The 15,398-nt window shown below is 49.3% G+C and carries 14 protein-coding genes; 1 reads left to right on the top strand and 13 read right to left on the bottom strand.

The genetic code is table 11. The features are described 5' to 3' along the window. Positions 1-24: 24 nt before the first annotated feature. From BBD42_RS23250 to BBD42_RS23240, 3 genes are read right to left on the bottom strand one after another with little or no spacing between them, the layout of a single operon-like run. A complete protein-coding gene (locus tag BBD42_RS23250) occupies positions 25-798 on the bottom strand; it encodes an SDR family NAD(P)-dependent oxidoreductase (protein ID WP_099520075.1) in 774 nt (257 codons plus the stop codon). A 17-nt stretch (positions 799-815) separates the two neighbouring features. Beyond that, on the bottom strand, positions 816-1,913 hold the full coding sequence (locus BBD42_RS23245) for a mandelate racemase/muconate lactonizing enzyme family protein (RefSeq protein ID WP_099520074.1): 1,098 nt from the start codon (positions 1,911-1,913) through the stop codon (positions 816-818). A 23-nt stretch (positions 1,914-1,936) separates the two neighbouring features. Further along, positions 1,937-2,716, bottom strand: a complete 780-nt coding sequence (locus BBD42_RS23240; protein ID WP_099520073.1) for an SDR family NAD(P)-dependent oxidoreductase — start codon at positions 2,714-2,716, stop codon at positions 1,937-1,939. 220 nt (positions 2,717-2,936) lie between these two features. Between BBD42_RS23240 and BBD42_RS23235 the strand changes: the two genes are divergently transcribed. Beyond that, a complete protein-coding gene (locus BBD42_RS23235) occupies positions 2,937-3,800 on the top strand; it encodes an AraC family transcriptional regulator (protein ID WP_099520072.1) in 864 nt (287 codons plus the stop codon). Between the two features lie 103 nt (positions 3,801-3,903). Here the strand turns inward: BBD42_RS23235 and BBD42_RS23230 are convergent, their stop codons facing one another. The 10 genes from BBD42_RS23230 to BBD42_RS23185 all read right to left on the bottom strand — a co-directional run bounded on the left by BBD42_RS23230 (position 3,904) and on the right by BBD42_RS23185 (position 15,398). Continuing rightward, the gene (locus tag BBD42_RS23230) at positions 3,904-4,359 is read right to left on the bottom strand and encodes a hypothetical protein (protein ID WP_099520071.1); all 456 of its coding nucleotides are present in this window, start codon (positions 4,357-4,359) and stop codon (positions 3,904-3,906) included. A 13-nt stretch (positions 4,360-4,372) separates the two neighbouring features. After that, the gene (locus BBD42_RS31865; RefSeq protein WP_172455597.1) at positions 4,373-4,939 is read right to left on the bottom strand and encodes a TetR/AcrR family transcriptional regulator; all 567 of its coding nucleotides are present in this window, start codon (positions 4,937-4,939) and stop codon (positions 4,373-4,375) included. Positions 4,940-5,165: 226 nt separating this feature from the next. Beyond that, positions 5,166-6,926, bottom strand: coding sequence for a glycoside hydrolase family 2 protein (locus BBD42_RS23220; protein ID WP_172455596.1), 1,761 nt, complete (start codon positions 6,924-6,926; stop codon positions 5,166-5,168). 55 nt (positions 6,927-6,981) lie between these two features. After that, complete coding sequence (locus tag BBD42_RS23215; RefSeq protein WP_099520069.1) at positions 6,982-8,736, bottom strand: glycoside hydrolase family 2 protein; 1,755 nt, start codon at positions 8,734-8,736, stop codon at positions 6,982-6,984. Positions 8,737-8,859: 123 nt separating this feature from the next. Then, entirely contained in the window at positions 8,860-9,666 is an 807-nt protein-coding gene (locus tag BBD42_RS23210; RefSeq protein ID WP_099520068.1) for a carbohydrate ABC transporter permease, read from the bottom strand. Beyond that, positions 9,666-10,556, bottom strand: coding sequence for a carbohydrate ABC transporter permease (locus tag BBD42_RS23205; protein ID WP_099520067.1), 891 nt, complete (start codon positions 10,554-10,556; stop codon positions 9,666-9,668). Before BBD42_RS23205 ends, BBD42_RS23210 begins: the two co-directional genes overlap by 1 nt. 86 nt (positions 10,557-10,642) lie before the next feature. After that, the gene (locus tag BBD42_RS23200) at positions 10,643-11,983 is read right to left on the bottom strand and encodes an ABC transporter substrate-binding protein (RefSeq protein WP_099520066.1); all 1,341 of its coding nucleotides are present in this window, start codon (positions 11,981-11,983) and stop codon (positions 10,643-10,645) included. 186 nt (positions 11,984-12,169) lie between these two features. Further along, positions 12,170-13,105: an ArsR/SmtB family transcription factor gene (locus BBD42_RS23195; RefSeq protein WP_099520065.1), complete on the bottom strand. Its 936-nt coding sequence runs from the start codon at positions 13,103-13,105 to the stop codon at positions 12,170-12,172. 191 nt (positions 13,106-13,296) lie between these two features. Beyond that, positions 13,297-14,385 carry a WD40/YVTN/BNR-like repeat-containing protein gene (locus BBD42_RS23190; RefSeq protein WP_099520064.1) on the bottom strand — a complete coding sequence of 363 codons (1,089 nt, stop codon included), beginning with the start codon at positions 14,383-14,385 and terminating at the stop codon, positions 13,297-13,299. 44 nt (positions 14,386-14,429) lie between these two features. After that, entirely contained in the window at positions 14,430-15,398 is a 969-nt protein-coding gene (locus BBD42_RS23185) for a WD40/YVTN/BNR-like repeat-containing protein (RefSeq protein WP_099520063.1), read from the bottom strand.

The following is a 15,398-nucleotide window of genomic DNA, read 5'->3' as shown; positions in this document are numbered from 1 at the left end:
ATAACAAAATGGTTTACGCATCGATTATGCATCCTTGCCGAAGACGACGCCTCCATCAATATACAGCGGAGAGCCCATGATGAAGGAAGACTCATCGGAGGCCAGAAATAGTACCGCGCTCGCTACATCCTCCGGCTTCCCCAATTGTCCGCCTAGCTGTCTCAGCTTGATGGCTGCAATTGCCGCATCCGGGTCCTCGTAGGAGCTTTTCAAATATTGCTCTACAAACGGCGTCATGATTGTTCCAGGCAGCACAGCATTCACCCGGATATTGTATTTGGCATAATCGACCTGCATCGATTTGGCAAGCGACAGCACTGCCCCTTTGGTAGCCGAATAGGAAGCTCTTCGCGCGAGGCCTATCTCCGCAATACAGGAGGACATATGAATGATATTGCCGCTTCGGCGTTCCATCATATAGGGCAGCACGTATTTGGAGGGCAGGAACACGCCGCGCAGATTGACCCGAACGACACGGTCCCAATCCTCCGGTTCTATTTCATGTATAGCCCCTACCCCGCTAATCCCTGCGTTATTAAACAAAATATCGATGACGCCATACGCTGCTATCGCCTTCTCGACCATGGAGCGAACGGAGTCCGCATCCGTCACGTCAGCGTGCAGGAACAATGCCTCACCTCCAGCAGCTTGAATCGCTTTGACGGTATCTCGTCCCTTCGCTTCGTCAATGTCATTAACGATAACCGCAGCCCCTTCACTCGCGAAACGCTCTGCCGTCACTTTTCCGATGCCAGAGCCCGCTCCTGTCAACAGCGCTATTTTGCCATGCAGTCTCATCGCTTTGCTCCTTTCGGTTATCTGATGCGATATTGATCAAAATAACGAGGAATGATTTCAGTCGAAGCTCCCGGCAGCTCCGGCAACACATAAAACCCATTTTTGACCGTAGCCGGCTCTACAAAAATCGTCCTGATCCACGGAATGTACTCCAGCATGATCGCTCCAGATGTCGCAGCGACCAAATGCTGATGAATTTGCCCCATATCTCCCACATGCGGACAAATCGGGATATCGTAGGATGCGGCCAGCCCCGCCACCTGCAGCCACTCCGTAATGCCCGCGACACGGGTCACATCGACCTGGCAATATTCAATCGCCCCCTGATGGATATAATCGCGGAACGCATATTTGGAATAGACATGCTCGCCAAGAGCAATCGGCACATTGAGCGCATCGGCCAGCTTCCGGTGGCCCATAATATCATCCGGGTTAAGCGGCTCCTCCAGCCAGAACAGGTCGAATTGCTCCAGCTTTTTGCCCCACGTCATCGCCGTGTTGATATTCCATTGCTGGTTTACGTCTATCATAAAAATTGTTTTATCGCCAATAGCCTGACGGACCGCCTTCACCCGCTCGAAATCCTCATGCGGATCAGCCTTGCCCACTTTGATTTTCACCCCAGTGAAGCCTTGCTCGACAATGTCCGTTACATCCTTTAGCAAACGCTCCAAAGGCCAGTTCAGCCAGCCCCCATTCGTGTTATAAGCTTTAATTCCCGTTGACTTATGCCCGCCAAGATACTGCCACAGCGGCTTGTTCGAGGCTTTCGCCATAATATCCCAAAGCGCAATATCTACTGCCGCAAGCGCCATATGGGCAATACCCGCGCGGCCAATCCAATGCATTTTGCCGTAACGCAGCGTATCCCATATTTCCTTCACCATAAAAGGGTCTTTGCCAATTAGCTCGGGAGCGTAATAACGCTCGATTGTATCGACGATCATATCGTCACCATGCGCACAGGTTCCCGTGTAGCCATAACCGACATAACCTTCATCTGTAAAAATCCGAACGCCAGCCAGCCCCCAATGCTGCGCCACGTTAATCGCATCGGTTATTGGCGGATCAATCGGCACATGCAGCACAAATGTTTCTACTTTTGTAATTTTCATCTTCCCATCTCCTGCCATGTCAGTTAGTAGCCTAGCGATGCGCCGCCTTCGACCGGAAGCGCCACACCTGTAATAAAGGAAGCTTGCTCTGATGCCAAATAGAGGACCGCCTGGGCAATCTCCGCAGCATTGGCCGGACGTCCGAGCGGGTGCATCTCGTCCAAAGTACGCTGTGCTGCGGCAGGATCGATCTGCTGCTGCACCCACTCTTCCAGCAGCGGCGTCATCACGCCTGCCGGACATACGCAGTTGATTCTGACGCCGCTTGGGGCAAAATCAAGGGCCAGCGATTTGGTCATAGCGATAACCGCCCCCTTGGAAGCGGCGTATACGGCATTGTTCCGCTGGCCGACTAGGCCATTGAGCGATGCCAGATTGACAATATTGCCTTTCGTGCTGCGCAAATGCGGGATGGCATGCTTAATCATCAAATAGACGCCCTTCACATTAACCGCATAAAGCCGGTCGAAAGCCTGTTCGTCGATGTCCTCTATGGGCTTCGGACAGATGATAGCAGCGTTATTAATGAGCACATCCAGCCGTCCAAATGCTTGCAGCGTGGCCTCCATAAGCGAAGTAACCGACTCCTCCTGCGAGACATCGGCTTGGAGCGCCAATATTTTTGGAAGCCCTTTCAAAAATCTATATTTTTGCAGCAGACCTTCCGCTACTCGCTGAGCCTCCAAAGCATTCAAATCCGCTATGACAACATGCGCCCCTTCGGCGGCGTACATCTCCACACATGCCTCACCGATGCCGGAGCCGCCGCCCGTGACTAGTACAACCTTTTGGTTAAATCGCAATAGCTTCCCTCCTTGGACGGGATCAAATCTCGAAGCGCAGATCCTAATCGCTTCTGTTGTTTTCTGTTGTTAATTTATCCACTCATATATCAATAGTGCTATGCTTAACATTGCAGTTATTGTATCATTGATGTAGATATTCGTATTTGATCAGTCATCCATTAATTTGACGATTCATCCGCTAATTTTCAAATGCTATAATCTAAAACGAGGTGCTCGCATGAAGCTTCTGAACGAGATGACCCCCTATGTCGGCGACTGCATGAACTACTTGTATGATGGCAGCTCCAACGAGAAGCTCCGCGTCTGCAGCGTCTATGCTTTTCATCTATTTACCGACGGACCAGGGGAGATGGAGATTAACGGAGTGCGTTACCCATTCGACAGCAGAACGCTTATTTTTTTGAAGCCGGATGAGCCTCATGCCTTTCATATTACACCTAGCCATCCTCTGCAATCTTATAATCTCTATGCCGATCTATGGGATGACAAGGAGCCGGTTTCCGTCAATCGAACCTTCATTTACGCGCCCGAGCCGTTTGAGCTGCGCGAAGCCTCACGAAGCTTTCCTTGTGACGAGCTGGACCGTTTGCCACGCGTCTATTCGCTGCAGCCCTATCCTGAGCTGTATGAATCGTTCGTTATGCTCGCCAAGCTTTACCATAATGCAGCGTTCTACCGGACGGAGATGATCAATAGCCTTCTCTATGCATGGATGCTGAACTGGTACAATACGGTTCACACTCATCAGCCAACCGATTACCGGATTGTCCGTTTGCTCAACCACTTGAACGACCATCCAGAACAGCGCGAGCCTGTCGAAACCTGGTGGACATTTTGCGGCTTGAAGCGCACTTACTTCCACGCGCTGTTTCTGCGCGAGACTGGCCTAACGCCGAAAGCCTACCATCACAAGCTGCTGATGAGGCGGGCTTCCAATCTCTTGCTGGAAACCGAGCTGAGTGTGACGGCCATCGCTGAGCGGCTCGGCTACCCCGCCATCCATCCGTTCACACGCCATTTCAGCGCCTACTATGGGGTCAGCCCGAAGCAATATCGACTACAGCCACAGGCAAGAGCTTAATTTTTTTCTCACTTTGGGCTCACTCAGGCTCGCCTCGGGGCTACTCGCCCAACGCCAAACGGCCACCGTTTGCGCGGTGGCCGCTTGTGTTGTTTTTATGCTTTTATGGCTGCCCAAGCACATACATCCAAGCTGTAATCGCCGAGCTTAGGATGAGAACATGAAGAATGATATGCTCCAAGTTAGGTCTCGGGTTATTTTTAATCGAAGGCAATAGGATAATTGTTTTCGAAAAAATCCTGTCATACACCTGCTGCCATGTTTCGTTATTCGGCATTTTATATACTGTTACACCTGATACATACGGCAACCACCAGTTTAGTATGGCACCGACAAGTACAAGCGTCCAGATCAAGCCGCCGATGCCAATCCAAAGCGGAGTACGAGCGAACGTGAGCATGACGGGAACCGCCATAACAATACCGTTTATCAATGCCTCATTACGGCGTTCTTTGGCTGAATAATGGCGAATACCGTTAAAGGGGTAAAAATCAAACCTTGTTGTGAGCTGATGATAACTAAATGTTGTAAGCTGTACAATAAGTAAAATCATAAACATAAACGATATCACCCTATTCGTTAAATTGCTGTTCAAAGCCGCTAATCAATGCAGAGAGGCCCATTTCAAACCATTGATCGTAATAGCTTAATGGCGCTGTTGGCGGATCAGGCCAATTCCCCACTTCTGCTAACGCATGGCCGATGACAAACACGGCAATCGACTGGATAACAAAAATCGCCTGTTCGTGGTTGGCAGCCGTCTGCTCCAACGAGGCAATTAATGGCATAGCCAGCTTCGTGCCTACTTCTGCTGAAACAGCGTGCGTAGCCACAAGGGATACAGCCCCCGGATGCCTGCGTAATACTTCCCTAAAACGAGCTGCAAAAGTGCGGAATGTATGTGTCCACGGCTGCGAGCCTTCTATCGCAACTACAGCCTTGGCACTGTCAGCATCTATCACTTTCTGTATCAGGACGTTCTTGTTCGGTATGTGATGATAAAGCGAAGCAGCCTCCACATTCAGTGCAGCGCCGAGTCGGCGCATCGATAATCCCGTAACACCATGCGAATCCAGTATGGCTAATGCTGCATGAATGATACGCTCATGGCTTAATGGCTCTTTTGGCAAATTCGACATAAACTATCCCCTTCTTCCTCTAGCCTAACACCGTTAATCTAACATGGTTAGGTTGAGGGTGGAATACAAATGCAACGTCTATGCTGCTGTTTGCTGCACTCTTGCGTTATTCTAAGCATACAGAAACAGGCATTCTCTCTTGCAGAAAAAAGAAAAATGGCGCTACAGGAACTACGCCCTGCACCGCCGTTTTATTTTTTCATATTCAAGGCTTCCCTACGACTTATTATGCTAAATTTATTGCTCTTATCTGATCAAGCGCCACCTTCGGTTTGCGATCCTCCGTCAATAGCCCGTTTACTTCCTGCTGCACATCCGTAACCTGTGTATAGCAGTAGCCGCAAATATAATCGGTAGCTTTGATCGCCTGCGTAATTTTGTTAAACCGTTCGAGGAAAGCTTCCTCTGTATCGACCTGGTTTCCATATCCCCAGCCTGCTTCGGTTTTAAAAGCAATACCGCCAAATTCGCTAATGATGATCGGCTGTCCTTTATAAGCATAACCTTCTGCCATCGCATATTTCCAATTCATATGGGAAATTTCATTGCTCGTAATGGCATCCTTGCTCGTGTAGCGCTTGAGGAATTTTTCGCCTGACTCTTCATAATCGTGCAAAGTAATAATATCGGAAATGGTATGCTCCCATCCGTCATTAACGATGACAGGCCGGTGCGGATCAATCGATTTTGTTAAATAATAGATTGCTTCCGTGAACTGCTGCTGTTTGCGGTCAACGAATACGTTGGCTATTCCCCAAGATTCATTAAAGGGCACCCAGGTTACGATGCTCGGATGATTGTATTGCTGCTGAACGATGTCCAGCCATTCCTTGGTGAACTTCTCTACCGCTTGATCATTAAATTCATAAGTAGATGCCATTTCCGACCATACGAGCAGCCCTTTCACATCGCACCAGTATAGAAAACGCGGATCTTCGATTTTTTGATGCTTGCGCACGCCATTGTAGCCCATCGCTAATACTTGATCAATATCCTCAATAATGGCTTCTACCGACGGCGGTGTAAGATGGCTTTCCGGCCAATAGCCTTGATCCAGAATAAGCCGCTGATAGATCGGCGTATTGTTCAGCAGAACCTTGCCCTTCTGAATCGACACTTTGCGAAGCCCGAAATAGGAGGATACGCGGTCCACTACCGATTGTGAGTTGCGCAAGATGAACTCCACCTCATAGAGGTTTGGACGGTCAGGGCTCCACGTCTCCACACGCCATTCCCTTTTGTCGCTGATTAATTCAACGCTTGCGGACAAATAGGAGCGATCAATCGCGAGACTTGTTTCTTTAATCAGTTCGCCATCCATTGTAATCCTTGTAATTAAATGAAGATCGCCGCTGCTGGCACTGTCATCGACACTATAATCGAAACGAACCGAATTGGTATCCAAATCGGGCGTTATTTTGACCGTCTTCAGATGCTGCTGTTCTACATATTCGAGCCATACCGTCTGCCAAATGCCCGTGGTCTGCACATACCAGCAGCCAAAGTTCTGCTCTCTCCAGCGCTGCTTTCCTCTAGGCTGCGAGCAATCATTGCTGTCTTCTACCTTGACGACAATAACATTGTCACTATCATCTGATCGCAAATACGGGGTAATATCGAATGAAAAAGCGGAATATCCGCCCTCATGGCGACCGACATGCTGACCATTAACCCATACCTTTGCTGTATAATCAACGGCCTGAAAATGGATCATTATACGTTTGCTGCGAAATTCGGCAGGAATCGTGAAGCTGCGCCGATACCAAACCGTAGAATGAAAGCTGGACTCCTCAATACCGCTGGCTGGCGTCTCATAGACAAACGGCACCTGAATTTTCAATTCCCCCGGAAACGTCTTAAACCATTGCGCTTGCTCGCCTATATTTTCGTCATCAAAACAAAAATCCCATTCGCCGTTTAAATTTTGCCAATGCTCCCGAACGAATTGCGGCCTCGGGTACTCTTTGCGGTAACTTTTTAAGCTCACAATCTTCACCTGTCCTTTTTTTATTACTTCCTCGAATTTGAATTGCCCGGTGCAGCTAGCCTTCAACGATTTGCCTAATCGTCTCCAGCGGAGCCTTGGGCTGGCGATCATACGTTAACAAGCCGTTGATTTCCTGCTCGACATCGGTCAACTGGGTATAACAGAAGCCCTGTAAAATGGGCGAGCGATGCGCCGGCTCGAAGACATCCTTCAATCTTTGAATGTAATCGTCCTCATTTTGCGCGCCTGAATAGCCCCAGCCGTCCCAGCCGCTTTTCTTGAACGAAATGCCGCCAAATTCGGTTAATAAAATCGGCTGTCCTTCGTCATCGAAGCCTGGAACGAGAATCCAGCGATTGCCGGGTCGCGCCTTTAATGCCTTTTCCCGCTCGGAATACCGATCCGCCAGTACGTCTTTGCGCCACTCATAGTCATGTATGGTCACCAGGTCGGTCTTGACAAGCTCCCATCCATCGTTAGAAATGACGGGCCGCGTCGGATCAAGCGACTTCGTCATATGATACATGGCGAGTGCATGCTGCTGCTGCTGAATATCTACCACGATGTTGGTCACGCCCCAGCTTTCATTCATCGGCACCCACGCGACAAGGCAAGGGTGGTTGTAATCCCGTTCCACCGCTTGAAGCCACTCCCTCGTAACACGGCCTACATATTCTTCTGAAAAATGATAGGCATTGGCCATCTCCCCCCACACCAGCAGGCCAAGCCGGTCAGCCCAGTACAAGTATCGAGGGTCTTCTATTTTCTGGTGTTTGCGGGCTCCGTTGAAGCCCATCGCTTTGGTCAGCTCCACATCACGGCGCAGCTCATCGTCGCTTGTCGCCGTAAGAAGCCCGGCTGGGAAATAACCTTGATCCAGCACCAGCTTCATCGTATAAGGACGATTGTTAAGCAGGACAACTCCGTCTTCGATTGATATTTTGCGCATGCCGAAATAGCTGTCAACCACATCAACCGCCTTGCCGTCAACGAGAAGCGTGAGCTTAAGTTCGTACAAATTCGGATTTTCCGGCGTCCACCAACGCCCTAATCCGTGATCGTTAAAATCGTGAATGCCGATTGTCCGCGTGACCGACCCCCTCGTAATTTTAATCTCATCCTGCGCCACCGCCTCGTCCCCAAATCCAATCGAAGCTCGCAAGGAGATGTCAGCTCCCTCTTTGAACCCGGAAATAAAAGCTTGAAGCCTCAGCTCATTGCGGTCGATGTCGGGGGTCAAGCGAATGCGGCTCACATATATGGGGGCAACCGGCTCCAGCCAAACGCTCTGCCAAATGCCCGTCGTTCGGGTGTAGAAAATGCCAGCAGACTTTTCTTCCCAGTACTGCTTTCCTCTTGGCAGCGTAACGTCCTTGCTGTGGTCGATCGCTTTGACGACAATGATATTTTCGCCCTCGTGCAGCGAATCGGTAATATCGGCATGGAATGGCGTATGTCCGCCCTCATGGGTCGCTACTAGCTTGCCGTTAACCCATACGCGGGCCTCATAGTCCACCGCTCCAAAATGCAAAAGCAGCCGCTTTCCCTCATATTCGGCAGGTATCGCAAAGGCGCGGCGGTACCACACAATATCATGAAACGCCGTATCGGCTATTCCGCTGAGCTCGCTCTGATAGCAAAACGGAACTTCTATCCGTTTGGAAAAGCTTTTGCCGCTGGCTTCCCAGCCTTCCCGTTCACCCGTATCTTCATCGTCATATTCAAATTCCCATGTGCCGTTTAACGAAGTCCATTGCTTTCTCCTAAACTGTGGTCGGGGATATTCGCTGCGCAGTAATTGCTGATTCATCTTTCTTACTCCTTTTGCAGTATAATTGTGGGGTTGCTCATTCAAGATGCGCTTCTAGTTCTAGCTGTCATTTGGATATCAGAATGCGAGTTTTGCATCAGGCTCAGATTCCGTCTGTGGCACTCATCCTTTAATTCCCGACAAGCTGATTCCTTTAACAATCTGCCGTTCAAAAATAATAAATAGCAATATAATCGGGATTGAGGCAAGCGTATTAATGACCATCGGCTTCACATAATCCTCCGAATACTGGCTCATCAGGGTCGGAATGCCCATTGGGATAGTAAACAGATTGTCGTCGGTTACGGACAGGAACGGCCACAAAAAGTTATTCCACGAACCGATGAAGGTCAAGATCGCCATCGAGGCCAGAGCCGGGCGCGTCAAGGGAAGCATAATGTAGGCAAAAATGCGCCAAATGCCGCCGCCATCGATTTGCACGCTTTCAATCAACTCATTCGGTACGCCGTCGAAAAAGCTTTTGAGCACGATAACCGCTACCGGCGAGGCCAGCGCAGGTAAAATCAAGCCCTGGTAGCTGTTCAAAAGGTTCATCTCCTTGGCCACCTGATAAAGCGGAATAATGATCGCTTCCCCAGGAATAAGCAAGCCGGCGAGTACGACAAAAAACATGAGCGAACGATAGCGAAACGGCAGCTTCGATAGCGCAAAGCCAGCCAAAGCTGCAATCGCCACCGTTAAAACGGTCACACAGACGGCGACGAAAAGGCTGTTGAAGGTCCAGCTCATAATTTTAGTTTCGTTCAGCACTTGCTGATAGATGTCTAGCGAATACGGAGGTGTAAACCAGTCCAGCAGCGTTACAATCTTCATTCCTTCTCTTTTCACAGACACGACAAGCATCCAAATAATGGGGGCCGTGAAGAAAAATGCCGCGAGCAGCGATATCGCCCGATAAAGCCATTTCATTACACATGCGCCCCTTTCCGATTGTTGAACCAATATTGGATGACAGACAAAGCAAGCAGAATAAAAAATACGACATACGACATCGTTGCCGCGTATCCCAAATCGTTTTTGCGGAAGCCGGTTTGATAGATCAATTGGATAATGGGCCTTGTTTGGTCAAGCGGGCCTCCACCTGTAATAATGTAGATTTGCAAAAACACTTTAAATGAGCTAATAATTTGCAGCATCGTAATCGTCTTGGTGAGCGGATTCAAATACGGCAGCGTAATGTTCCAGAAAATGCTCCAATCGCTGGCGCCGTCCAAACGGGCCGCCTCGTAGATTTCTTCCGGAATGTCCTGCATCGCCGACAAATAGAGAATAAAGTTAAAGCCGACCGTCCACCACAACGTAATCGCCGCAATCGCAATCCAGGACAACCACGTTTCCGTCAGCCAAAAAATTTCTATTTCCTCCGGAAGCAAATGCAGCAAATGGAGAAATGTATTAACAAGTCCCATATACGGCTGAAAAATAAACAAGCCCAGAAATGAAGCGACAGCAACTGATAAAACGCTCGGGATAAAAAAGATGGATCGATAAAATTTTTGCAAAACCGATTTTCGATTAGCGATTAGCGCGAGCGCGAGCGCCAGCACAATCATCGTCGGCGTCGTAATGACAACAAAAATCGCGGAATGCCAAATTGCAGACCACACCTCTTGATCCTGAAGCATACGTTGATAGTTGTCCCAGCCCACATAAGCCATTTTCTTAATTAATGTCCATTTGTAGAAGGTCATCTCGACGCCCTTAAACATAGGCCAAATCGTAAACAACACATAAATGGTTAAAAAGGGCAGTAGAAACAATAATGCAAGAAGGTCAGCTCTCAGCTTGCTTATCCTCATTCGTGCGCCTCACGCCTCTCTAATGAAGAATCGGCAAGCTTGCCGCGGCAGCCTGCAAGCTTGCGGAATCTCCAACTTTTACAAAACTAGCTGTTTAATATTTTTTGAATGGCTTCCTGCATTTTGGTCATGACGTCTGCTGGCGTCATTTTGCTTACCCAAACCTCGTTCAAATATTTGAACAACGCATCGTCCCTAATTTGCCAGTTTTTCGTAGAAGGCTTGCTGAACTTGACCGTGTCCGCTACAGAAGCATAATCGCCGCGGTTCGGAAGAGCTTTAAACTCCGGCTTATCGAAAACGGATGGCTTGGAAGGGATATGTCCCGCCTTGGCCCAAATTTGGCCATTATCTGCAATCCAATCCGCGAACGTGATCGCAGCTTTGCGCTTCGCCTCATCTTCCTTCTTCGTCACTGGCAAAATGATCGTATGCGAATCGCCCCAAGTCGCTTCCTGATCGAAAAATTTCGGTATCGGCATCGCCCCAAATTCGAAGTCCTTCGTCGCCTCCCAAGTGCCTGTCGCCCAGACGCCCGTCATCATAATCGCAGCCGTCCCGCTTTGGAAGTTCTTATAGAAATCCGGATCGTTTTTCTTAATATAGCCGCTCGTGTAAAGCTTCTGGATATATTCGGCTGCCTTTGTGCCTTTGTCCGCGTCGAGCGCCGCTGTTGCAAGATCGTCTGAAACGACATCATTGCCGCCTAATTGGGAGTATAGCGACCACCATAGACGGAATGGATCATCATTGCTGTTCGACAGGGCAAACGGCGTCACCTTGGCAGGCAATTTCTGTTTGAGCGTATCCAAAAAGGCTACAAAACCGTCTGCCGACTGCTCTAGTACAGGCTTGCCGTTGTCATCAAGCAAACCCGCTTCCTTCAACAGCTTTTTATTGTAGTACATGATGAAAGGGTGTGTATCGATCGGAATGGCGAAATGCTTGCCGTCTACGATTGTTGCATTCAAGAGATTGGCGTTATAGCTCTCCCAGCTTACATTTGCCAGTTGCGCCACATCGTCGAGCTCCGTGACAACTCCCTGATTAATTAAATCCGGCAAGCGGGACGTATGGGAAATACCGATATCGGGACCGTTTCCGTTGCCGACAGCAGTAATCAGCTTGGTGTAATATTCGCCCCATTCCAGCTTCGTGTTTTTCACTTGAATGTCTGGATGCGTTTTGTTGAACTCATCGATCAGCGCTTGCATATTGTCGCCATCGCCACCGCTGAATAACGTCCAGAACGATAACGTTACCTTTTGGCCGCTGGCAGCCGATTCCTGCTCACTGCCTCCGGATTCGGAAGCAGCGTTTCCTCCCGTTGCCGCTGCATTGCCGCCGCCATTGCCTCCCGAGCATGCGCTAAGCAGCAGCGCAACCGACATCACTGCCGCCAATACCGGACCATAAACCTTTTTCATGTTTGCCCCCCTAAAAGTTAAAATGATCTCCAGGAACAAAACCTCATTATTGTTTTAATACAATATTCTTGTTCCAATGTCTATATATTATGCCGCTATCCGCTTTTTGTCAACGCTTTCAAACCGAATTGATGTAATTAAAAAAGCCCTTAGCTACAGTTTACCTGTAGTTAAGAGCTTCCTTGCTTACTCCTGCGTTTCGGAATAATAAATCTTCAGCACAATCTCCTGCTCATAATCCCCAAATTGTCTGCCGAATACATTGATTCCGCCTTGGTGGACGGCATCCTGCTTAACGCCGATTCGCAGCCTGACATATGGACGATGCATAAGCTGCAGGTCATCGACCGTAACGCCCGATATTTCCTCCATATCCAGCGTTGTCAGCTTCCGGTCGATTCGCCACGTCTTGAGCAACCCGTATTGGGTTGACCAGTCCGGCCACCATGCTGGATTCAGCTTGCCGCGCCGATCTCCGAAATCGCCTGGGCTCGTCCAAGTTCCGATGTCCACTTCATTTACCCATACCGTAATATCCGAAGGCCAGTTATTGTCGTAGTTTGGCGCTTCGGAGCACATTTCCAGCGCCACCTCTAACGATTCAACCCGGGCATTCGCGGGGATATCCAGCGGCATTAAATATTCCAAATAGCCTTTGCGCAGCCAAATAATTTGAGCTCCAGTATGCTTCGGATGATAGAAGGCTGCAGGGTCATCCTCCCTGACGATCATCCCCTCGGCATTCGCCATGCCGCAGGTCGGATGAGCCTCGCATTCACTATAATGCCCGATCGGCATTTCCATCTCATATACATTTAGCGCCCCTTTAGGGAACGTTTTCTCTACATTAAAGGAAATGCGGATATCATCATAATTACGGCTGCATACCTTCATCGCTCCTCGTGAAGCTGGCAGCAGCTCGGTATTGATGAGCTCAGCCGCCTCTAAAATCTTCACGTTATTAGCAACCGTTGATACCGGCAATTGCAGCGTCTCCGCAATCTCCATTACATTCAAGCTTTTGGTGCTAAGCAGTTGAAGCATATCGACACGGGCACGGGTGGATAAGGCATGTGAGACGGATACAAGCCTGTTAGGGTCACGAAAACTTAGCTCCAGCATATTGAAATATCGCCCTCCATACCTAATCTGTTTATTACAATGATTTTACCTGGATTTTACCTGAAGAATATGATTATTTCAATATTTATGGAATGAACTAAGAATGATGTTATGTCTTCTATTCATTGCAATCTTAAATAATCAAAATGATGTTGCCCCGTTGCATGACAAGCCCCTCCAGCCTCACAAGCCTAATCCTTTGCTCCAGCCATAAAGCCGCGTCCGTTAGTGCCAATATAGACTTTTCCGTATTCCTGACGGTCTGCCACCATAACCTGAGGCTCATTTCCGATTTGCATTTGCGGCGAATTAATCTGTATCCATGTGCTGCCCATATCATCCGAACGGAATATTCCCTTCAACCCGCCGGCCTCTCCATATATAAAAGCTGCTGGCTGTGTCTGTCCCGGGGCCGCTTTCCCGAATGCAAACAATCTCGCCTCCTTGATCTGATCCAGCTTGGTAAAAGAGGATCCTGAATTGGCTGAGGCATACAAGCCATTGGCTCCTAAGCTAATCCAGAGCACGCCTTCCATTCCGGGAGCAGCCTCAACCTTCACAGGGCTTCCCCCTGGCAGCGGAGTTTGGTTAGCTATGGACCAGCTTTGTCCTGCATCCGAGCTCACATGCAGATAGCCCGATTTATATGCATAAAACTTGCTTCCGTTCACCCGATCAGCAGCTACGGGATGATTGTATGAAAAAATCATACTCCCGCCCACCGTACCCGTCGGCGCCCCTGTCATGGCCTCCCATGTAGCTCCCCTGTCTGTTGTCCTCACTGGACTGCCGGATTGGGGAAACCATAGGATCGTATTGAGATCTGTGGCCGAATAAGCAAGTCTGCCCAGCTTAGAGCCCACAGGTACGGGGCGGGCTTCCAGTGTTTGTCCATTATTCGATGAAACGAACATGCGGGTAACCGTTCCATACCAGTCATCACTCCCGATAAAGGCCACATATTGCGGATTAGCTTCGTGATAGTCGACACTAACCAACTCCCGCATTGAGCTCATCTCCAGCCTCATTGCAGGCGAAGCATTCACATCCATATGACGAAAGCCAATAACATCGGCTACACCCGTGAACAGCGGTGCTCCTTCTGGCGGCGCTGCTCCTGTAAGGGCAACCACTTCTTCATGGCCTTTGGACAGGGTCTCCCATTTTGTCCATAACGTACCGATGTCTCTTGTTCGGTAGACACCAAACCAGTCAGCGGAATAAACGGTTCCGGCATGATGCGGGTCAAACACGACAGTTGAAGTGGCTGAAAAAAACATATTGGGCTGCCACCAACCGGGTTTGGAAGTTTGAGCCTTGTTCACTAACGTCCAGCTCTCTCCCCTGTTATAGAACGGTACAGCGGAAGCTGGCCTCCGCTTGTCCTGACCGCTGCCAGGAGATGGCTATCGTTATGCGGATCAATATCAATGCCATAATAGGACGTATATGCTGCATTAGGCGTAATATTGCTCCAGCTTCCGTCCTTATACCTATGTACCCCGTTATTGGGCGTGGTCACATATAACGACCCGTCCTGTCCTGTGGCCAAACGAGCCGGATGGGTAGGGCTTCCCGGAATCAGATTCCAAATAGAGCCCTCGCCATGTGTCTCATAAATCCCGATTCCCATTACACCGACATAGAGTGCTGTCTCCAGGTTAGTTGCCCCGGGAACGCTCCCGAAGATCAGGCTGCGAATCCCTTTGCCACTTGTCCCGGCGGGAACCTCATTAACTTTGGACCAGGTTTGTCCTGCATCCTGGCTTCTAAACAACCCGTCATACCGGGTACCCGCATACACAATGTTAGATACATTGGGATGAACAGCAATACTCTCCCCCATGGCTCGCTCCACATTGCCATTAGCCTCATTGCGTTTGTTCAAATTTGTTCTGGACCACGTATTCCCGCGGTCGGTAGATTTCAGAATATCACTGGGAGATGCACTCCCTGTTTTTCCAGCTGCTGCATAGACGATATCAGGGTTTTGTGGATCAAGCGCAATACCATCAATTCCATATAAATTGCTTTGCTCCGGGCCTAGTCCGTCCATTAGCGGAATCCAGCTTGAATCATTCGGGTCCAGTCGGTATGCCCCGCCAACGTCAGTGCGGATATACACCAGATCCGGTTCAGAAGGATGAATCACAATTCCTGTCACATACCCTCCTCCCCCAATCGATACATTTTTCCACGTATAGCTATCCATTGATACAGCATACGCTGTGTTGCCAGGCAGCAACAGTACAACAAAGGTCAACAATGTACCAAGCATTTTTCTCCAGTCCAA

The organism is Paenibacillus sp. BIHB 4019, assembly GCF_002741035.1.
Taxonomy (GTDB): domain Bacteria; phylum Bacillota; class Bacilli; order Paenibacillales; family Paenibacillaceae; genus Pristimantibacillus.
The sequence above is the reverse complement of the archived record's forward strand: the minus strand, read 5'-3'. Positions and strand labels throughout refer to the sequence as shown.

Bases quoted from the DNA above. Each gene is read 5' to 3' on its own strand.
- BBD42_RS23200 (WP_099520066.1), bottom strand. From the start codon at position 11,983: ATGAAAAAGGTTTATGGTCCGGTATTGGCGGCAGTGATGTCGGTTGCG.
- BBD42_RS23235 (WP_099520072.1), top strand. From the start codon at position 2,937: ATGAAGCTTCTGAACGAGATGACCCCCTATGTCGGCGACTGCATGAAC.
- BBD42_RS23230 (WP_099520071.1), bottom strand. From the start codon at position 4,359: ATGTTTATGATTTTACTTATTGTACAGCTTACAACATTTAGTTATCAT.
- BBD42_RS23215 (WP_099520069.1), bottom strand. From the start codon at position 8,736: ATGAATCAGCAATTACTGCGCAGCGAATATCCCCGACCACAGTTTAGG.
- BBD42_RS31865 (WP_172455597.1), bottom strand. From the start codon at position 4,939: ATGTCGAATTTGCCAAAAGAGCCATTAAGCCATGAGCGTATCATTCAT.
- BBD42_RS23195 (WP_099520065.1), bottom strand. From the start codon at position 13,105: ATGCTGGAGCTAAGTTTTCGTGACCCTAACAGGCTTGTATCCGTCTCA.
- BBD42_RS23190 (WP_099520064.1), bottom strand. From the start codon at position 14,385: ATGTTTTTTTCAGCCACTTCAACTGTCGTGTTTGACCCGCATCATGCC.
- BBD42_RS23205 (WP_099520067.1), bottom strand. From the start codon at position 10,556: ATGAGGATAAGCAAGCTGAGAGCTGACCTTCTTGCATTATTGTTTCTA.
- BBD42_RS23250 (WP_099520075.1), bottom strand. From the start codon at position 798: ATGAGACTGCATGGCAAAATAGCGCTGTTGACAGGAGCGGGCTCTGGC.
- BBD42_RS23210 (WP_099520068.1), bottom strand. From the start codon at position 9,666: ATGAAATGGCTTTATCGGGCGATATCGCTGCTCGCGGCATTTTTCTTC.
- BBD42_RS23245 (WP_099520074.1), bottom strand. From the start codon at position 1,913: ATGAAAATTACAAAAGTAGAAACATTTGTGCTGCATGTGCCGATTGAT.